This is a genomic window from Streptosporangium sp. NBC_01810 (assembly GCF_035917355.1).
GTDB lineage: Bacteria > Actinomycetota > Actinomycetes > Streptosporangiales > Streptosporangiaceae > Streptosporangium.
This window is the reverse complement of record NZ_CP109070.1, coordinates 7211235-7228689: the sequence shown is the minus strand read 5'-3', so window position 1 is coordinate 7228689 and position 17455 is coordinate 7211235. Positions and strand designations below refer to the sequence as shown.

At 67.1% G+C, this 17455-nt stretch carries 20 protein-coding genes and 4 tRNA genes; 10 read left to right on the top strand and 14 right to left on the bottom strand.

Features of this window, described 5'->3' with window-relative positions:
- Positions 1-40 precede the first annotated feature (40 nt).
- Complete coding sequence (locus OIE13_RS32695; protein ID WP_326645757.1) at positions 41-445, top strand: GNAT family N-acetyltransferase; 405 nt, start codon at positions 41-43, stop codon at positions 443-445.
- Entirely contained in the window at positions 445-1035 is a 591-nt protein-coding gene (locus OIE13_RS32690) for a hypothetical protein (protein WP_326645758.1), read from the top strand. Before OIE13_RS32695 ends, OIE13_RS32690 begins: the two co-directional genes overlap by 1 nt.
- A 265-nt stretch (positions 1036-1300) precedes the next feature.
- Here OIE13_RS32690 and OIE13_RS32685 read toward each other — a convergent pair whose 3' ends face one another.
- Genes OIE13_RS32685 through OIE13_RS32675 form a run of 3 tightly spaced genes read right to left on the bottom strand, consistent with a single transcriptional unit; the run spans position 1301 to position 2174 of the window.
- Complete coding sequence (locus OIE13_RS32685) at positions 1301-1573, bottom strand: hypothetical protein (RefSeq protein WP_326645760.1); 273 nt, start codon at positions 1571-1573, stop codon at positions 1301-1303.
- Positions 1570-1773 carry a hypothetical protein gene (locus OIE13_RS32680; protein ID WP_326645761.1) on the bottom strand — a complete coding sequence of 68 codons (204 nt, stop codon included), beginning with the start codon at positions 1771-1773 and terminating at the stop codon, positions 1570-1572. The genes OIE13_RS32685 and OIE13_RS32680 overlap by 4 nt, the downstream gene beginning before the upstream one ends.
- Positions 1770-2174: an ATP-binding protein gene (locus OIE13_RS32675; protein ID WP_326829182.1), complete on the bottom strand. Its 405-nt coding sequence runs from the start codon at positions 2172-2174 to the stop codon at positions 1770-1772. Before OIE13_RS32675 ends, OIE13_RS32680 begins: the two co-directional genes overlap by 4 nt.
- Before the next feature lie 156 nt (positions 2175-2330).
- On the opposite strand from OIE13_RS32675, the gene OIE13_RS32670 reads away from it, so the two are divergent.
- From OIE13_RS32670 to OIE13_RS32655, 4 genes are read left to right on the top strand one after another with little or no spacing between them, the layout of a single operon-like run.
- Positions 2331-2639, top strand: coding sequence for a putative quinol monooxygenase (locus tag OIE13_RS32670; RefSeq protein ID WP_326645765.1), 309 nt, complete (start codon positions 2331-2333; stop codon positions 2637-2639).
- Positions 2636-3838, top strand: coding sequence for a helix-turn-helix domain-containing protein (locus OIE13_RS32665; protein WP_326645767.1), 1203 nt, complete (start codon positions 2636-2638; stop codon positions 3836-3838). The genes OIE13_RS32670 and OIE13_RS32665 overlap by 4 nt, the downstream gene beginning before the upstream one ends.
- A gap of 55 nt (positions 3839-3893) precedes the next feature.
- Positions 3894-4445: a hypothetical protein gene (locus OIE13_RS32660; protein WP_326645769.1), complete on the top strand. Its 552-nt coding sequence runs from the start codon at positions 3894-3896 to the stop codon at positions 4443-4445.
- Positions 4446-4483: 38 nt separating this feature from the next.
- On the top strand, positions 4484-4867 hold the full coding sequence (locus tag OIE13_RS32655; RefSeq protein WP_326645771.1) for a tyrosine-type recombinase/integrase: 384 nt from the start codon (positions 4484-4486) through the stop codon (positions 4865-4867).
- 711 nt (positions 4868-5578) lie between these two features.
- On the opposite strand, the gene OIE13_RS32650 is transcribed toward OIE13_RS32655, so the two are convergent.
- The 4 genes from OIE13_RS32650 to OIE13_RS32635 all read right to left on the bottom strand — a co-directional run bounded on the left by OIE13_RS32650 (position 5579) and on the right by OIE13_RS32635 (position 7541).
- Positions 5579-5652: transfer RNA gene (locus tag OIE13_RS32650), tRNA-Phe, on the bottom strand.
- Between the two features lie 28 nt (positions 5653-5680).
- A tRNA-Asp gene (locus OIE13_RS32645) sits at positions 5681-5755 on the bottom strand.
- Positions 5756-5861: 106 nt separating this feature from the next.
- Positions 5862-5934, bottom strand: a tRNA-Glu gene (locus OIE13_RS32640).
- Between the two features lie 92 nt (positions 5935-6026).
- Complete coding sequence (locus tag OIE13_RS32635; RefSeq protein ID WP_326829181.1) at positions 6027-7541, bottom strand: metallophosphoesterase family protein; 1515 nt, start codon at positions 7539-7541, stop codon at positions 6027-6029.
- 35 nt (positions 7542-7576) lie between these two features.
- On the opposite strand from OIE13_RS32635, the gene OIE13_RS32630 reads away from it, so the two are divergent.
- On the top strand, positions 7577-7927 hold the full coding sequence (locus OIE13_RS32630) for a metallopeptidase family protein (protein ID WP_326645775.1): 351 nt from the start codon (positions 7577-7579) through the stop codon (positions 7925-7927).
- A 168-nt stretch (positions 7928-8095) separates the two neighbouring features.
- A complete protein-coding gene (locus OIE13_RS32625; protein ID WP_326829180.1) occupies positions 8096-9391 on the top strand; it encodes an MFS transporter in 1296 nt (431 codons plus the stop codon).
- A 1-nt stretch (position 9392) separates the two neighbouring features.
- On the opposite strand, the gene OIE13_RS32620 is transcribed toward OIE13_RS32625, so the two are convergent.
- Positions 9393-9848: a PspC domain-containing protein gene (locus OIE13_RS32620; protein WP_326829179.1), complete on the bottom strand. Its 456-nt coding sequence runs from the start codon at positions 9846-9848 to the stop codon at positions 9393-9395.
- 119 nt (positions 9849-9967) lie between these two features.
- Here OIE13_RS32620 and OIE13_RS32615 point away from each other — a divergent pair, with 119 nt between their 5' ends.
- Positions 9968-11125, top strand: coding sequence for an acyl-CoA dehydrogenase family protein (locus OIE13_RS32615; RefSeq protein WP_326829178.1), 1158 nt, complete (start codon positions 9968-9970; stop codon positions 11123-11125).
- A gap of 70 nt (positions 11126-11195) precedes the next feature.
- On the opposite strand, the gene OIE13_RS32610 is transcribed toward OIE13_RS32615, so the two are convergent.
- Positions 11196-11819, bottom strand: coding sequence for a 3'-5' exonuclease (locus OIE13_RS32610; RefSeq protein ID WP_326645782.1), 624 nt, complete (start codon positions 11817-11819; stop codon positions 11196-11198).
- Between the two features lie 116 nt (positions 11820-11935).
- Here OIE13_RS32610 and OIE13_RS32605 point away from each other — a divergent pair.
- Positions 11936-12008: transfer RNA gene (locus OIE13_RS32605), tRNA-Lys, on the top strand.
- A gap of 326 nt (positions 12009-12334) precedes the next feature.
- On the opposite strand, the gene OIE13_RS32600 is transcribed toward OIE13_RS32605, so the two are convergent.
- From OIE13_RS32600 to OIE13_RS32580, 5 genes are all read right to left on the bottom strand, one after another.
- Positions 12335-12592 carry an endolytic transglycosylase MltG gene (locus tag OIE13_RS32600; RefSeq protein ID WP_326645784.1) on the bottom strand — a complete coding sequence of 86 codons (258 nt, stop codon included), beginning with the start codon at positions 12590-12592 and terminating at the stop codon, positions 12335-12337.
- On the bottom strand, positions 12498-12977 hold the full coding sequence (locus tag OIE13_RS32595) for an SMI1/KNR4 family protein (protein WP_326830325.1): 480 nt from the start codon (positions 12975-12977) through the stop codon (positions 12498-12500). The genes OIE13_RS32600 and OIE13_RS32595 overlap by 95 nt, the downstream gene beginning before the upstream one ends.
- 195 nt (positions 12978-13172) lie before the next feature.
- Complete coding sequence (locus OIE13_RS32590; RefSeq protein ID WP_326645788.1) at positions 13173-14381, bottom strand: cytochrome P450; 1209 nt, start codon at positions 14379-14381, stop codon at positions 13173-13175.
- Positions 14382-14440: 59 nt separating this feature from the next.
- Positions 14441-15445 (bottom strand): PDR/VanB family oxidoreductase, encoded by a 1005-nt coding sequence (locus tag OIE13_RS32585; RefSeq protein ID WP_326645791.1) that lies wholly within the window; start codon positions 15443-15445, stop codon positions 14441-14443.
- Complete coding sequence (locus OIE13_RS32580; protein WP_326645793.1) at positions 15442-17454, bottom strand: flavin-containing monooxygenase; 2013 nt, start codon at positions 17452-17454, stop codon at positions 15442-15444. Before OIE13_RS32580 ends, OIE13_RS32585 begins: the two co-directional genes overlap by 4 nt.
- Position 17455 lies beyond the last annotated feature (1 nt).

Sequence of the window (17455 nt, the reverse complement as noted above, 5' to 3'; positions counted from 1 at the left end):
AACTACCCGCAGGCGCAGCACCCCACCACCGCCGACCAGTGTGCGCAGCGGTAGCCGACCGCCAGCCGATCCGGACGAGGTACGGCTGGAGAAAGGCACTGGAAGCGCGGGTCGGGGAAACGGACCCGGCGGCGGGTTCTGGCACATCTATCTCGGCACCACCCGCGCTGGCGCCGTCTACATCAACGTCATCGACGAACTGCCTTTGGGAACCCACGCCAGCATCCAAATCAAGGTAAACCAGAACTGCCAGGGGCGAGGAATAGGACGCATAGCCTACCGGCTGGCCAGCGTAGCCAGCGAACACAACACCGTCTACGCCCACATGCGCAAGTCCAACCTCGCCTCCCGCAAGGCCGCCGAGTACGCCGGATACGTCGTCGATGAAGACGTATCCACCCCGCAGCTCATCATGGTCTGGAAACGGCCAGGCAAACACCGCTGATGGAGTGGATCGATCTACCCTGGCCCGACCTGTCGCCCAGCGTCCGCGTCGACATTCTCGGTATCTACGCGTACCGAAAGCCCGCCTTACGCATCGCCGTGGGTGATACCGCAATCGCCGCTTGCACCGCCGCCGCTTTCGCCGAGGTCGGCTGGGCGTCCGCCCACGACGGGGAGTATCTTGTTGCGGCGCCGACCGGCCAGATGGCCCGACACATCCTCGACGTTGATCGCAGGCCGCAACCGCACGCCCTCGAACTGGGCCTGCTCCTCGGCTACCCGGAATGCTGCGCCCGTACAACGGCAGCCATTGGCGAGGAACGCATCGACGACCATGCGACGCGTCTCGGGGACCACTGTGACCGTGAACAGGCACACCATCTCGACCCGCGCGGCTACCAAGCGGGTGTCGCCCTGGTCTCATACGTAGCCTGCTCGCCACACTGCTCCCGTGCAATGCGCCACGCAAACGCTGCCTGCGCCTACATCGCCCAGACCACAGCCAGCACCGCCGTCGACCAGGAACCCTGGATTACCTGGCGTCGAACGCTCAACTCGGTGCTTGTCAACGGTCATGGGGCCGGCGGCTAGCTATCAGTTGTCGATGTCCGTTGAATCCTCGGATAGTCCGTAGATCATCTCTTTTGTGTCAAGAAACTTTCGGCGCCTGCAGCCAGCCGGTCGCCGGATCGGGACCGGCCCGAAGAGGCCGCACGCCCGATCCGGACGGTCCGGATGGCCCGGCCGCGTAGCGGACGGCTTGACGACTTAGCCTCATCGGAGGTCTCATCCGGAGTAGGCGAACCCCGATGATCTTGAATGCATAGCAGCTGTCACGATGCCCTCACCTGGCACTTCACAGGTTGCTGCTAAGCGGGCCGCCATGGTCGCGGGTCAAACCGACGAACACCAGGGCTACTTCGATCTCGCCGATACGCCGTGGACCCAGGCCCCAGATCTGATCGAGTCGACGTGTGCACAACAGCGTGATCACGTCTGCGACCGTATCGGGCCGGTCGAACGAAGCTCCGCAGGCTTGGGCGAGTGGGTTGTAAGCCCTGGCGGACAGCACGGGTTTGAGGCACTCGATCGGGCATGCCGGTGTAATCGCGTGAGTGGTGCTGGTCATCGCCGCGGTTGAGGTCTGGTCATGGGGCGGCGTGACTGGAAGCGCTCGACGCGGGCCGCGAGTTCCTCGGCGGTGTCGGCGGTGAGCATGGTCGTACGGCCCTGGAGGGCGAACCACCGATACGCGAACGGGTTGTAGAGGAACGCCCAGGCGGGAAACCGCTCACGGAGAGCGCGTAGCCCTGGGGGCGCGGTGCTCATGGAGCAGGCGGGGGTAGCTCGACCCAGACCGTTCGGCCGGCGGCGTCACCTTTGAATCCCCATGCGGTGGCGAGAGCCGTCACGAGGTAGAGCCCTCGGCCGCCTTCGCGGTTGGGAGTGGGAAGGCCGAATACGACAGGGCCGCCCTGGTCTGCGATCTCTATGTAGGCAGTGCCGTCGGGGTTGCGCTTGACGGTGGTGGTGAAGACTCCGCCCGGTTGTCCCGTGCGCGTGTGCTCGACGGCGTTGGTTGCGAGTTCGCTGACGATGAGCTCGGCGTCCAGATGCTCGGAAAGGTGGGCCTTCACGAAACTGCGGGCCGCGCGTACCTGCTCCTTTTTTCCAGGGAAGGTTCGGTGCCATCTTCTGGTGCCCTCACAGCTGCCTGAGGGTGAGATCATCGTCGGCTCACCTCACGATCAAGCAGGTCAGGACCACTCACACCTATGACTGATACTTAAAGTACGTGTGTAGCACTTCTCATGCAAGCTACTTGAAGTACTTGTGCCGTACAATAAGTACTGATCTTCTAGAGGCTGCGACGAAGGAGGACACCCATGTTCGGTCTGATGGTCCGCTTCACCTGTAAGGACGAGGCAAGCGCCACAGCGTTCGATCAGCTGGTCGGTGAGAGCATCGAGAAGATCTGCGAAGGTGAGCCGGGAACGCTGGTGTACGCATCACACCGAGTCGACGGTCAGCCGCTCCAGCGGATCTTCTACGAGCTCTACCAGGATCGGCCGGCCTTCGACACCCACGAGAAGCAGGAGCACACCCGGCGGTTCCTGACTGCTCGGGAAGAACTGCTGGCCTCGGTCGAGGTCGACTGGCTGACCCTCCAGACCGGTAAGGGAACGGCGGGGTGAGCACCGAGTACCAAAGAGCCCTGGGGCGGCGCATCGCCCAGGAACGCAAGCGGCGCGGCCTGTCACAGCCGGAGCTGGCGCGGCTGGTCGATCGGTCGGTGGCCTGGATCTCCCAGGTGGAGCGCGGGGTTCGCAAGGTCGATCGCATGTCGGTCCTGGAGAAGGTCGCCGAGGCTCTCGACATACCGCTGTCGGAGCTGGCCGCGGAGGCACCGGTGGTCGCCGCCTCCGCTGAGGAGATACCGGGAACGGCCGGTCTGCGCCTAGTGCTGTCGGGGGCTCATTCCCTGCGGGCCATGCTGCACTCGGCACCCGTTCTGGCCACGTCGGAGATCAAGCCGCAGGTCGACCGGGCCTGGGCGCTGACGCACGAGAGCCGGTATGTGGAACTGGCCGACCTGCTGCGGGGCCTGGTGCCCGCACTGGAGACCGCCGCCCGATCGGCCCCCGAGGAGCGGCGGGCGGAGCTGTTCGAACTGCTCGCGGTGACCTACCAGGCGTGCTCGGCGGCGCTCGCCAAGCTCGGTGAGCCCGAGGCCGCGTGGATCGCCGCCGACCGGGCGATCGTCGCCGCAGAGCGGGCGGGTAACCCGTTGATGATGGCGGCCGGTGCTTTCCGGCTCGGCTTCGTCTTCCTGGGCGCACGCCACTTCGACCAGGTGGAGGAGACAGCTCGGACGGCCGCCGAGGCGTTGTGGTTCCTGGTCGACGAGGGCAATCCCGAGGCCATGTCGCTGTGGGGTGGTCTTACCTTGCAGCGAGCCGTGGCTTCTTCCCGGCTGAACGAGGCAGATGCCGCGTACCAGCACCTGGCGCGGGCTCGCGAGGTCGCGAGGCAGCTGGAAGAAGGACGCAACGACTACAACACCGAGTTCGGGCCGGCCAATGTCGCGCTTCACGAGGTGGCCGTGGCGGTCGAGTTGGGAGACGCCGGTCACGCACTCCGGGTCGGGACAGCGGTGGACACCTCGACGCTCTCGAACGAACGGTGTGCCCGGCTCCAGGTGGACCTTGCCCGCGCGCATGCCCAACGCCGCCAGATCGACCAAGCCGTATCCGCGCTGCTGGCGGCCGAAGCCATCACCCCGGAGCAGATACAGAACCACCGCACCACTCACCAACTGGTGTCCGACCTGCTGGCCATGCAGGATCCACCCTCACCCGAGCTACGAGGACTTGCCGATCGGGTGGGGGCGTAACCAGCCCGTCTACGCCGACTGTTGGTATTGCTCGGCTGATCGCTAAGGTGGCGCCGTGATCACCAAGCCGCCCGGATGGCCGTTGCTCACGGCGTTCTCGTTCACGGCTTTCGTGTGCCTATGGTGGGCCAGCGCGCCGTACCCGTACGTCGAACTATCCCTTTGGGTGTTCTTCGCGGGGGGCGCGCTCTTCCTACTGTGGATCATCCGGGCCATCCCGGCGCTTTTGACCGACATCAACGCGATGGAGGCGAACATGCTCCGTTGGTTGATGCCATGGATCATTGCCAGCTGCACCGCTTTGGCGATCACCGCCGACATCCCCTTCCAGGTACGGTTCGCGTTGTCAAAGTCCGCCCTGGCCGACCATGCCCAGGCCGTGGCCCGGAGCGGTACCTCCTCCCACGAGTGCCGACTGGTGGGTCTCTATCCGATCTGCTGGTCAGTGGCCACACCCGATGGCGGAGCCCAGTTCAGCATCGACGACTGGCAGATAAGCACGTCGGCAGGTTTCGCATGGAACCCGACGGGCCAGATGTCCGAGGACGGCCTGGAGCGGCTCGATCCGATCTCCGGCCCCTGGTACGCGTGGTCGGGCTGGGACTAGTGGTGATCGCCCAGCCTCGTCTACGGGACCAGGCGTGCGTGGTTCTCCCCTCTATCTGTGCGGAAGCGCTTCGGGCACACCGCAAGCAGCAGTTCACCGAACGCTCCGACCGCTGGGACGACTGGGACGACTGGGAGGAACACGGCCTTGTCTTCACATCCCGGCGCGGAATGCCGATGGAGCCGGACAACCTCCGGCGAGGCTGGGGAGCGATCCGCAAGGCCGCGGGCCTCGGCGACATGCGCTTTCACGGTCTCCGCCACACCTGCGTGACCCTGCTGCTCAACCTCGGCGTACCGCCCCAGGTCGTCCGCGACATCGTCGGCCATAGCGACATCAAAGTGACCATGACCATCTACGCCCACGTCTCCCACAACGACAAGCGCAACGCCCTCGGCAAACTCGGTGACGCTCTCGGCTAAGCCAACAGCTCATATCTTCGTAGGCCATCGTCCCGACTTGGCGGACGATGGCCTGACGTATTTCTGTGGCTGTACACCCAGGGCATCTGCTTCTCTGACCTGGTGACTCAAGTGCTTGATTTGGTTGTGCGGTTCGCTGACAGCGGTCGGCTCGGCCCGTTGCGCTGCGGGATGACACTGCAGAATGTCGAAGAACTGATCGGGCCTTTCCACGACCGAATGCACGATTCAAAACCTCGTCGTTGGCGACCTCGGCTGCACTTCTGGCACGACATGGAAGTCCTGATCTGCCACGGACTCGTGGTGGAGGTGGGCCTCCCCCTTTGGCGCGAGTCGGTCATGCTACCTGATGCCCTCTGCGGAGGGGACATACCCGCGCCTTCCCGCCTCACCGTCTCAGAGGTGCTCAACGCCCTTGACGCGACAGGATGCGCCTGGAAAGAGGCCCCGGAACTGGTATTCGGCGACGAAGCGCGCGGAGTACGTACCATCGCTCATGATGTGCACCTGGTTTTCGGTCCGGAGTGTTGCGATACAAGTGCTCTACGACTCCACAAGATTTACAGGTCGGATCCCAGCGTGGATCAGGAGGACCACTCACCTCGGCAGGGAAGGACTGCTTCCTGAGTATGCGAGTTCGTTACTCTCACCGGAGATCAAAAAAAGCCCCGAACGATGTTCGCTCGGGGCGTTTGTGCTGCTCAGCTGCTGTGGTCAGGGGCGGGGTCGAACCGCCGACCTTCCGCTTTTCAGGCGGACGCTCGTACCGACTGAGCTACCTGACCTTGGTGGTGGATCGAACACCTACCTAAGCGGTCCTGACGGGACTTGAACCCGCGACCTCCACCTTGACAGGGTGGCGAGCACTCCAAACTGCTCTACAGGACCTTGCTTGGCTGGGGCTTTTGTCCCCCGCCTTTCTGGCTTTGCCAGCCTACCAGTTCTTCGGAGGTCTTCGACCTTCCGTTTCCCTGGCGAGCCTGGGCTCTGCCGGTGCCCCCAACGGGATTCGAACCCGTGTCGCCGCCTTGAAAGGGCGGTGTCCTAGGCCACTAGACGATGGGGGCTCAGGACTTGCGTCCCGTTCCGTCGCCGTGCTCCGCTGGAGACCTCTGAAGCATAGGGGACTTTTGCCCCGTTGCCAAAGCGGCTTTCCGGCCTACGGCGTCGGTGTGACGGCGATGGACCCCGTTGGAGACGGGGCGATCGTCGGCACAGGAGAAATTGTACGGCCAGGCTCGGTCTCAACGTGACGCTGGATCTGGACCGACTGCTCACCGAGCCCTCCCAGGGTGATGTCGTCCCAGGCCCGCAGGCGGTGCGTGTCGGCGTCGAAGTACAGGACCGAGGCCGCGACGGGGGTGGGCTCGTCGTGTTCGAGGGCTCGCAGACCGGCGCCGCCGGTGGATCCCTGGACCAGGAGGCGGCTGCCCGAGGGCAGCAGTTCGGTGGACCGCTCGTGCGAGTGGCCGGTAAGGATCATCGGGGCCGCACCGGAGAATCCCTTGGCGATCGTCGGGTCGTGGACGGCGATCAGGTCGACCTGCTTGGGGAGCCGGGCCAGTTCGGCGGCGTGGGAGCGGCCCAGCGCGTCCAGGGACTCGAGGTTGGAGTCGACGGAGACGGACTTGTCGGGGGTGAACCGGGGGTCGCCCAGGCCGTAGACGCGCAGCCCGGCCACGGTCTTTGCCGAGTCGTCGAGGACGACCGCGCCCTTCTGCTTCGCCACGGCCCGCTGGGTGGTCATGGAGTCGTGGTTGCCCCTGACGAAGACGTACGGGACGCCGAAGGTGCCGATCTCCTCGACGAACTTGTCCTCGGGACCGGTGCCGTGGTCGGTCAGGTCGCCGGTGTCGATGATCGCATCGATCTTGAACTGGGTGGTGATCGAGCGGATGAGGTTCCAGGCGATGGGGCTGAGGTGGATGTCGGAGACGTGCAGTATCCGGATCGAGGTGGGGTCGGCGTCGTAGACCGGCAGCGCGGAGACGACGTCGTAGAGCTGGGAGACGTTGTTGACGAGCTTGGCGAGCTGGACCCGGTAGGACTCGAACCTGGTCACGATCGACTCGGCGTCGCCGACCAGCGTCGGGGCGCCTGCCAGCAGGCCGGTGTACTTGGGTTCCACCACGGAGTCCGGCCGGAAGGTCAGGGCGATGGCGGCGCCCGTGCCGGCGATCGCGACGGCGACGCCCAGCATGCCCGCGAGGGCGGGTCCGGGGCGGCGGAAGACGATCAGGGACGTGACCAGGGCACCCGCCAGGCCGCAGAAGGCGGCGCGCACGATCAGCGTCCTGACGCCGTTGCCCAGCTCCTCCTCCAGGAGTGCGGGGAGCCGGTCCGCCGAAAGCCTCGGGTCGTCCAGGAATCCGCGCGCCCGCTCGGGGTTGATGTTCTCCAGGGTCACCCGGAGGCCGATCGGGGCGTTGTGGGTGTCAAACAGAAGTGTGCCGAAAGGGTGAGCGTCCACGACGGTCTCCCCGGTCCACGAGGGCTCCGCCGACATGCCGAGCTCCACCGGACCGACATTGGACCGTACCGCCCCGCCGAGCATGATTCCGAGCCACGCACCCGCCAGTGCGACGGCGGCGACGGCCATGCCGCGTGCGATCCGACCGGTGGCCAGACCGCCTGCGAGTCGACGGCTCCCCTGGGTCCAATCAGCGAATTTCATTTGCCTCCACCTCTACCCGGAAGCACCGGGGCAGAATGACGGGTGTGATCGAGATCTCGCGGGAGAAGTTTGAGGAGCTTGTTGCCGAGGCCCTGGACACCATCCCCCCCGAGCTGACGAAAGTGATGGACAACGTGGTGCTCGTCGTCGTCGACGACCCGCCCGAACCAGATCTTCTAGGTCTTTACACCGGCATTCCCCTCACCGAACGGGGCGACTGGTACGCAGGAGTGCTACCCGACCGGATCGAGATCTACCGCAGGCCGATCTGCTCGATCTGCGAGACCGAGGACCAGGTCATCGAAGAGGTGCAGATAACCGTCGTCCACGAAATCGCCCACCATTTCGGCATCGACGACGACCGGTTGCACGAGCTGGGCTGGTAACTAGCCCCGTACAACACATCAAAACCACCGTTCCCGAAATACCACGGCTTATCATTACAGTTTGCATGTGCTTGATTGCTTTCGGTTGCGCGTCGGCCTTATAGCGGGCACCGTAGGTTACACAGTGAACACCCACAGTCAGTGTGCCTGCGAGCTCAGCGGAGTCCTATGGCGGCGACCAAGTCCGGCCGACTACCCGGGCGGCACCGCCGTCCGGCGGAACGCCAAGCGACCTACGGCGAGGTCATCGCCATCGGAGAGTTCCGCGCGCTCTGGATCGGCCAGGGGCTCTCCCTGCTCGGCGACCAGCTCTCCCGGGTGGCGTTGTCCGTCCTGGTCTTCGAGCGGACGGACTCGCCCCTGGCCACGGCGTCGGTCTATGCCCTGACCTACCTGCCACCGATCATCGGCGGGCCGCTTCTCGCCGGACTCGCCGACCGCCACTCCCGCCGGCGCATCATGCTCGTCTGTGACGTGCTCAGGGCCTTCCTGGTCGCGCTCATGGCGATCCCCGGCACCTCGTTCGCCATGCTGTGCGTGCTGGTCTTCTGCGTGGTGCTGCTCAGCGCGCCGTTCTCCGCGGCACGGGCGGCGCTCCTGCCGGAGCTGCTCACGGGCGACCGCTACGTCGCGGGCTCCGCTCTGCAGAACATGACCAACCAGGGCGCGCAGATGCTCGGCTTCGCCCTCGGCGGTGTCCTGATCATGGGAATGGGGCCGTACCGCGCGCTGGCCCTGGACGCGGCGACCTTCCTGGCCTCCGCGCTCATCATCGTCTCGGGCGTACGGCGGCGTCCCGCCCCCGTCTCCGCCGATGAGAACCGGCCCTCGATGTGGACGATGACCCGCGCCGGTGCCAGGCTGGTCTTCGGCGACCCCCGGCTACGGACGCTGGTGCTCTTTGCCTGGCTCTGCGGCTTCTACGTGCTCCCCGAGGGGATCGCGGCTCCGTACGCCGGTGAGCTGACCAGGAATCCCCAGCAGCTCTCCCTGGTCACCGGTCTACTGATGGGCGCCATGCCCACCGGTACCGTCGTCGGCGCGTTTCTGTTCAGCCGCTACGTCAGCCCGTCGAACCGGCTGCGGGCGATGGGCTGGATGGCGATGCTGACCTGCGCGCCGCTGATCCTGTGCGCGGCGCGGCCGCCGCTGCCCGTGGTGCTGCTGCTCTGGTTCGCCTCGGGGCTGGGCGGGGCCTACCAGCTCGCGGCCAACGCCGCGTTCGTGCAGTGCGTCCCCGCCGAACGGCGGGGACAGGCATTCGGTCTGGTCCAGTCGGGGCTGCTGGCCTCCCAGGGGGTCGGCATCCTCCTCGGCGGGGCCGCGGCCGACCACCTCGGCCCCGAGATCGTGGTGGCACTGGCCGGCGCGACCGGACTCGCCGTGGCGGCCGCGCTGGCCATGCTCTGGAGGGGATCCCGCAGGGAGATCATCGAGAGGGTTCGCGCGGAGGCGAACTCCTGACTCACCCCTGGGGGCGGGGGTCGTCACCGCGCGGCGGCACCGTGCCGTACGGGGTCTGAGGGGCCTGAGGAGCCTGAGGAGCCTGAGGAGCCTGAGGAGCCTGGTAGGGAGGGTACTGCGGGACCTGCTGGTGCGGCGCGTGGTGCCGGCTGGTGGCCTTGGCCCAGCCCTGCTCGGCCTTGTTCTTGGCATCCACCCAGATCGGGTTGTCCTTGTTCTTGTCGATCAGGTTCTGGAGGACCGACCTGTCCTTGTTCTCCTCGGGCAGGAGCGCCCAGCCGATCGCGTAGATCGCCACCCCAAGGCCACCGAAGAAGGTGACGATGGCGAGGGCCGCGCGGATGATGTTGGGGTCCACCCCGATGTAGCGTCCGAGGCCGGAGGCCACACCGGCGACGATGCGCCCGTCCCTGGTCCTGCGGAGCTGTTTGACGCCGGAAAAGTCGTTTTCGTTCATGTGTTAAGACTGCCCGGTGGCGGGTCCTCATCACATCGGGATTCCCCCTGGCCCAACCCTGACCCGCCCCCTCCTCGCACCGGCAATACCCTGACAGGGCCGAATAGAGAGGAAAACCCATGGACGATCTCCTGCGTATCGACGACACGCTCGTAGAGGAGCAGCGCCTCATCCGCGACACCGTACGGGCCTTCGTCGCGGACCGGGTGCTCCCCCACATCGGCGACTGGTTCGAGGAGGCCGCCTTCCCCGCCCGCGAGCTCGCCCCGGCGCTCGGCTCGCTCGGCGTGCTGGGCATGCACCTTCAGGGGTACGGCTGCGCGGGCCTCGACGCCGTCTCGTACGGCGTGGCCTGCCGTGAGCTGGAGGCGGGAGACTCCGGGCTGCGGTCGTTCGTCTCCGTGCAGGGCTCGCTCGCGATGTTCCCGATCTGGAAGTACGGCTCCGCCGAGCAGAAGGACGAGTGGCTCCCCCGGATGGCCGCGGGCGAGGCGATCGGCTGCTTCGGCCTGACCGAGCCCGACCACGGCTCCGACCCCGCCGGCATGCGCACCCACGCCAAGCGGGACCCCTCGGGCGACTGGATACTCAACGGCGCCAAGATGTGGATCACCAACGGCTCCGTCGCCGATGTCGCCGTGGTCTGGGCGCAGACCGAGGACGGCATCCGCGGCTTCGTGGTGCCCACCGACACCCCTGGCTTCACCGCCCCGGAGATCCACAAGAAGATGTCGCTGCGGGCCTCGGTGACCTCGTCGCTCTACTTCGACGACGTCCGCCTCCCCGCCTCCGCCGTACTGCCCGGGGTGCGCGGCCTGAAGGACCCGCTGTCCTGCCTGTCCGAGGCGCGCTTCGGCATCCTGTGGGGCGTGGTGGGCGCCGCCCGCGCCTGCCTGGAGTCGGCGGTCGACTACTCCACCTCCCGCGTCCAGTTCGGCAGGCCCATCGGCGGCTTCCAGCTGACCCAGGAGAAGCTCGCCTGGATGTACGTCGGTCTGGGGCAGTCACAGCTCACCGCGCTCCACCTGGGCCGCCTCAAGGACGCGGGGACCCTCACCCCCCGCCAGGTCAGCTTCGGCAAGCTCGCCAACGTCCGCGCCGCCCTGGACATCGCCCGCCAGGCACGCTCCATCCTGGGCGGCAACGGCATCACGCTGGAGTATCCGGTGATCCGGCACATGAACAACCTGGAGAGCGTGCTGACGTACGAGGGCACCCAGGAGATCCACACGCTCGTGCTCGGCGAGGCGCTGACCGGTATCCCCGCCTACCGCTGACGCCTCCGCGTACCTTTGAAGGTCCCGCAGGGCCCTGGCGTACGCTCTGCCCGTGTCCGGCGTGCTCGGGCTACCTTCGGCGGGGGTGGCGCTGGGGCATCCCGCAGGGACGCCACTCGGGGGCCTGGGCCGCTTGCTCGAGCTTCTCCGCCCAGGAGACTCCCGTACGCAGGTAGAACCGGAGCAGTTCGGCGGTGGCGCGGGCGTCGGCCAGCGCGGCGTGGGCGCCGAGGAGCGGGATCCCCGCGCGCTCGCAGCACGCGGCGAGCGTCCACCTGCCGTCGGGGATGAAGCCCGGCGCCAGCCGCTGGGTGCACAGGGTCTCGGTCACCCACTCGCTGCCGGGAAGGCGCTGTAGGAAGCGCAGGTCGAAGGGGGCGTTGTGGGCCACCAGGACCCGGCCGGCGATCCGCTGCCAGACCTCGTCCAGCAACTCTTCGATCATCGGCGCGCCCGCGACCATCGCACCGGTGATGCCGTGAACGTGCACGGCCCCTGTGCCGCGCCTCGGGTTGACCAGTGAGTGCCACTCGTCGACGGTCTCGCCCTGGGCGTTCAGCGAGATGAGCGCTATCTCACAGATCCGGTCACCCCTGGACGGCGAGAAACCCGTGGTCTCCACGTCGACCACGACATACCCTTGCCTCGTGGAGACATGTGCGTTGCGGGCGGGCTCAAGCCCCGAGCTCGTCATGCCCGCCACTCTAGGAGCCGGTCCCGCGTTCCACCTGCCGTTCCGCAAACAGGTGACCGCGAATGGGCCTGGCGACGGACGTTAGTGGACACTATCCTCGGTACGCTGTCACCTGCGGGGCGTTAGCTCAATGGTTAGAGCTGCGGACTTTTAATCCGTAGGTTCTGGGTTCGAGTCCCAGGCGCCCTACCCCAATGAGCTGGGCAGACTTCCCATTTCCAACTCGGGAAGTCTGCCCAGGGTTGCAATGGTCGCCGTCAGGTTGCGGTCAGCCGTCCCACAGCGCCCGTCCCATCCGACCCGCCGCCTCGATCGCGAGCGTCTCCGTGATGTGGGTGGCTTGGTCGTGGTGAGCTGGGAATGACCGCCTCCCGTTCGAGCCTCTGGGACTCCTTGTGGAGCTTGAGAAGGACGATCAAGGCGGCGGCGCGGCGCGCCGCCGCACGGCCCGATGGAGGTACGGGGAGAGGGAGCGTGCCCGATCGGTGAACCGAGGACTGCGGCGCGCCGCTCCATCACCCGGTCCTGCGGTTCTTGTTGTATTCCTGGACCAGCTTGAAGAACCCGGATTCGGAGTCGGCGAACTTCGTGACGCCCTTCTCCGGATCGGTCGTCACGAAGTGCAGCCAGGGCCCAGCGGCCGGCTTCAGGGCAGCCTCGATGGCGTCGGCGCCCGGGTTACAGATGGGACCGGGCGGCAGGCCGAGGCGCGCATAGGTGTTGTACCGCGACCGGCTCTTGAGATCCTCCTTCGAGACCCTGACGCCGAACATCGATCCCGTTCGGTTCGAAGACCAGCACGGTGCCCTCGGAGCTCCGGCAGTCCACGGCGGCGTACATGCCGCATCCCCAGTCCAGGATCGGCAGGACATCCGCCGGCCAATGCACTTCACCGCCAGACTCCGACATCGAGCGTTCCTCGCGGTAGACGTTCACTGCGGTACGCCCTTCTCCCGCGAGCGGAAAGAGCTGGTAGTCAGGGCCGAAGCCTCCGTTGGCCACCTCGCAGTAGAGCCGTGCGAGTACGGGAGGGAGTCCGAAACCCAAGATGATCTCCGCCTGTGCCACCTCTTCCGCCGTCGCAGGGGGAGGCAACGGTTCTCCGGGAGTCCCCGCCTTCACTGACACCCGCCGGAAAAGATCATCAATGTCTGTCATGGCGATGATCCTGCCATCCACCCACGACAGATCCGTCGGCGACCGAGGACCGTCGCAGGTTGCATCTCCGGCTGCACTACAGGGACGTTCAGCACCGTTCAGGATGGACCAGGCAGGCCCGCCAACCGTGAACCGCGCGTCGTTGTCCCGGTCACGAAGCAAGAAGCGCAGACCGCGCATAACGGAGGCGGGACCTCACGTGCTCACCCGGATGGGGAGGGACTCCCAGGTCTGCAGTGTGTTGTTGAGGCCTCTGCGGGGCGGAGCGGCCGGCTCGATCTGCTTGATGCGGCGCGCGAGGACGGTGAGCAGGACTTCGGCCTCAAGTCGGGCGACATGCTGGCCGACACACTGGTGGATGCCCATGCCGAAACCCAGGTGGCCTGACGGATCGCGGGTGAGATCGAAGGCGTCGGGATTGTGCCACCGGCGAGGATCGCGGTTGGCCGCACCGAGCAGCATGAGGATCTTTTTGTGCTTGGGGATGGTCGCGTCGGCGAACGCCGTCTCCGTGGCGGTGGTGTGGAACACCATCTGCAGGGGGGAGGCCCAGCGTACGGCCTCGTCGAAGGCGACGCGCGCGAGCTGCGGCTGCTCACGTAGCCGTTGCCATTGCTCCGGATGCGTGGCGAAAGCGTGCAGGATCGCGGCGATCCCGTGCACGGTGGTGTCGACCCCGGCCGACAGCAGTGAGCGCACCACGAGCGGCGCCTGTTGCTGAGTGAGGTCGCCTCGATCGGCGGCGGCCCAGATCTCGGCGCCGAAACCGCCCTCGGCGAGAACCTCCCGGGCGCACAGGGTGGTGACCCATGCGGAGAGTTCGGCCAGCCGGTTCGCGCTGCGGGTGAAAAGGTCGTTTTTAGGGCCGAAGGCGTTGAAGACCAGGTCACCGTAGGCCAGGAGGTCCTCCCGGCCCTCCTTGGGCAGGCCGACCGCGTCGGGGAAGACCTTGAGCGGGAAGGCGGCGGCCAAGGCGGGCATGGCGTCGAATTCGCCGCCCGCGGCGACGAGGCGTTCGACGAGTTCCTCGGCGTCCGCGGTCCACTGCTCGCGCACCCGCCGCAGCACTCGCGGGCTGAGGATCTTGCTGAGTACGCGGCGAGGGGCGTCGTGCAGGGGAGGGTCCGACTCCGTCGGCATGGCAGGGAGACGCCAGGGCTTCTCGGTATGGAAGTTGGCCAGGCCGACACCGGCACCGACCTGGAAGTGCTGCCAGTCGACCATGGCTGCGCCGACCTCGTCATAGCGGCCCAGCGCGTAGACGTCGTAGCGGTTCAGGTACACCACCGGGCCCGCCTCGCGCAGGGCGATCTGCATGGGGGTTCGGTCGCGTAGGTTCTCGTGGTCGAACGGGTCGATGTCACTGGTGGGGAGGGCGGCGGCATCCTGGCGGATGGAGGTCATGGTTGGGCTCCGGTAGGCGTGATGGACGCTCGGTCACAGGTCCAGGACGAGGCGGTCGGTCACAGGTCCAGGACGAGGCGGTCGGTGCGGGAGCGGGAAACGCAGATGAGCATGCAGTCGCCTGCCGCGCGTTCCGCCTCGTCCAGGACGCAGTCACGGTGGTCGGGAATACCGTCGAGCACCGTGGTCTCACAGGTGCCGCAGGTGCCCTGCCTGCAGGAGGAGAGCATGTCGATGCCCACGCCGCGTACCGCGTCGAGGATGGAGACGTCCGGATCGACGGTGACGGTCTTGCCTGAGCGGCGCAGTTCGACGTCGAACGGCCCCTTGCGTGCCGGCGCGTCCAGTTCCGGCGGGGTGAACCGCTCGGTACGCAGCGTGTACTCCGGCCACGGGGAGCAGGCCGACTCGGCCGCGGCAAGAAGGGGGGCGGGGCCGCAGCAGTAGACCTTCGTCCCTTCTCGTGGCTCGCCGAGCCAGGTGGCCAGGTCCAGCAGGCCGTACTCGTCCTGCGGTACGAGACGCACTCGGTCGCCGTAGCGCTCGAGTTCGTCGCGGAAGGCCATCGACGTGCGCCGCCGCCCGCCGTACAGCAGCTTCCACTCGGCCCCCATCATGTCGGCCTGCCGGATCATCGGCAGCAGCGGGGTGATCCCGATGCCTCCGGCAATGAACAGATATTCGTCCGAGGGCACCATCGGGAAGTGGTTGCGGGGCCCGCCGAGCCCGAGCAGGTCGCCGGGCCGCAGGGTGTCGTGCACCCAGGCGGAGCCACGGCGGCCAGTGGGTTCGCGGAGAACGGCCACCCGGTAGGTGAACGGGTCCCACCGGTCACCGCACAGGGAGTACTGGCGGGTCAGGCCGTTGGGCAACACCAGGTCCACATGTGAGCCCGGGGTCCAGGCCGGCAGCCGGTCGCCCTGGGGGTGTTCCAGAGTCAGCGCGACGACGTCGTCGGCGACCTGGGTTCTGGCGGTGACGCGCACGGTGGCCTGGTCCGTCCCGGCGGGAACGGACCCGGCGGGAACGGACCCGGCGGGGACGGAGAACTCGTCGTCGGTCACCTGGCCGTCTCCTGTTCGGGGTGGTGGCCGAGCAGCTCGTAGGCCGCGAGGTCGGGTGCGCGGGTGATGTCGTAGTACTCCTGCAGCGAGAACGGCCAGACCTGGGAGGCCCGCCCGAACCGGTTCTGGTACCAGGTGCTGACCTGAACGGCACCCCAGGCCTTGAGCTTGTTGCCGGCGTCGACCCGGTCGCAGAACTCCTTCAGGGCGGTCTCCTGGCAGTCGAGGGACCGGTACCCGGATCGCAGCAGCTCCCCGATGCACGCGACGGTGTATTCGGCCGCGCACTCGGCCATGAAGATCGCGCTGCCGTTGACCACCACGCCGGTGTTGGGCCCCATCAGCATGAACAGGTTGGGGAACCTGGGCACGGTGACCCCGAGGTAGGCACGGGCGTCTCCGCCCCAGTACTCGTGGAGGTCGGCGTCGTCTCGTCCGCGGATCGTCATCGGTTCCAGGTAGTCCGAGGCATGGAAGCCGGTGGCGTAGACGATGAGGTCGACATCGTGCACGGTCCCGTCCGCCGTCCGCACCCCCTTCTCGGTGATGGCCTCGATGGGGTCGACGACGAGGTCGACGTGCGGCCGCTTCAGCGCGGCCGCCCACACGCCGTTGTCCCGGGTCATCCGTTTGGCCCCGGGCGGGTAGGTGGGGGTCATCTTGGCCAGCAGGTCCGGGCGGTCGGCGAGCTGGATCTTCAGGCGCTCCAGCAGCTGGCTGCGCAGTGCGGCGTTCGCGGCGGACGTCGAGTGCGGATCGGTCCAGTCCGGATCGACCTGGACGAACGGCAGCCGGCCCTCGGCGGCCAGCCAGAAATGCCAGAACCGGTACCAGCGGCCGTAGTACGGCACGTGACGCAGCAGCCAGAACATGCCGGGACGGATGTCATCGTGGTAGGTCGGTGTGGGCAGCATCCACGGCGCGTTGCGCTGGAACACCGTGAGGTGCTCGACCTGGTCGGCGATCGCGGGCACGATCTGGTACGCGCTGGCGCCGGTGCCGATCACTGCCACCCGCAGGCCGGTGAGGTCGAGTTCCCGGTCCCATTGCGCGGAATGGAACGAGCGGCCCGCGAAGGTGTCCCGGCCGGGGATGTCGGGGATGTTGGGGCGGTTGAGCTGCCCGACCGCGGTGATGATCGCCTGGAAGTGGTGGGTGCGGGTGTTGCCGTCGGAGTCCCGGACGGTCACATCCCATCCCTGCTTCGTCTCGTCGAAGCAGGCCTCGACGACCTCGGTGCCGAAACGAATGTGCGGGCGCAGCCCGAACCGGGTCGCCACGTCCTGGAGATACGCCTCGATCTCCACCTGCTCGGAGAACTGCTGCGGCCAGTCCGGCTTCTGCGCGAACGAGTAGCTGTAGGCATAGTTCGGGGTGTCGAGCCGGCACCCGGGATAGACGTTCTCCCACCAGGTGCCGCCCACCTCCGGGTTCTTCTCGAACATCACGAACGGCACACCGGCCTGGCGCAGGCGGTGCGCGGCGGCCATGCCGGAGATGCCGGCCCCTATGACGGCGACGGTGAAGTCCGCCTCCGGGGCGATGTCCTGCTTCGACCAGCCCGGTGTCCCGTAGTCGCGGGGAAGACCCAGCTCGTGGCGGAGCAGCGGGATGTATTCGGGTCCGGCGTCCTTGGTGAGGAACCGCATGATGCGGTTGAGGGCGGCCGCGCTCGGCTCCGCGCTCGGCTCCGCGGCGCGGACCGACCCCCGGTCCCGAAGACGGATGAGCGCCTGGAGCGCCACCGCGCGTGCGCGCTCCTGGCTCGCCGCGCTCATCCCCCCCTGCGGAGCGATCACGGAGTCCATGGGAGGCAGTGGCGGCTTGAGATCGTCGCCGAGCAGTTCGGGCTCGTCGTCGACCAGTGCCAGCGCGGCCAGCAGGGCGGGCAGCTCCGCATCCGCCAACGCCCGGGCGATGAAGTCGTCGTCCTCGGTGATCGGCAGAACGTCGTCGTAGTCGGGTTCGGTGAAAGCGATGAAATCGCTGGGCCCCGATTGCGCCGGCATC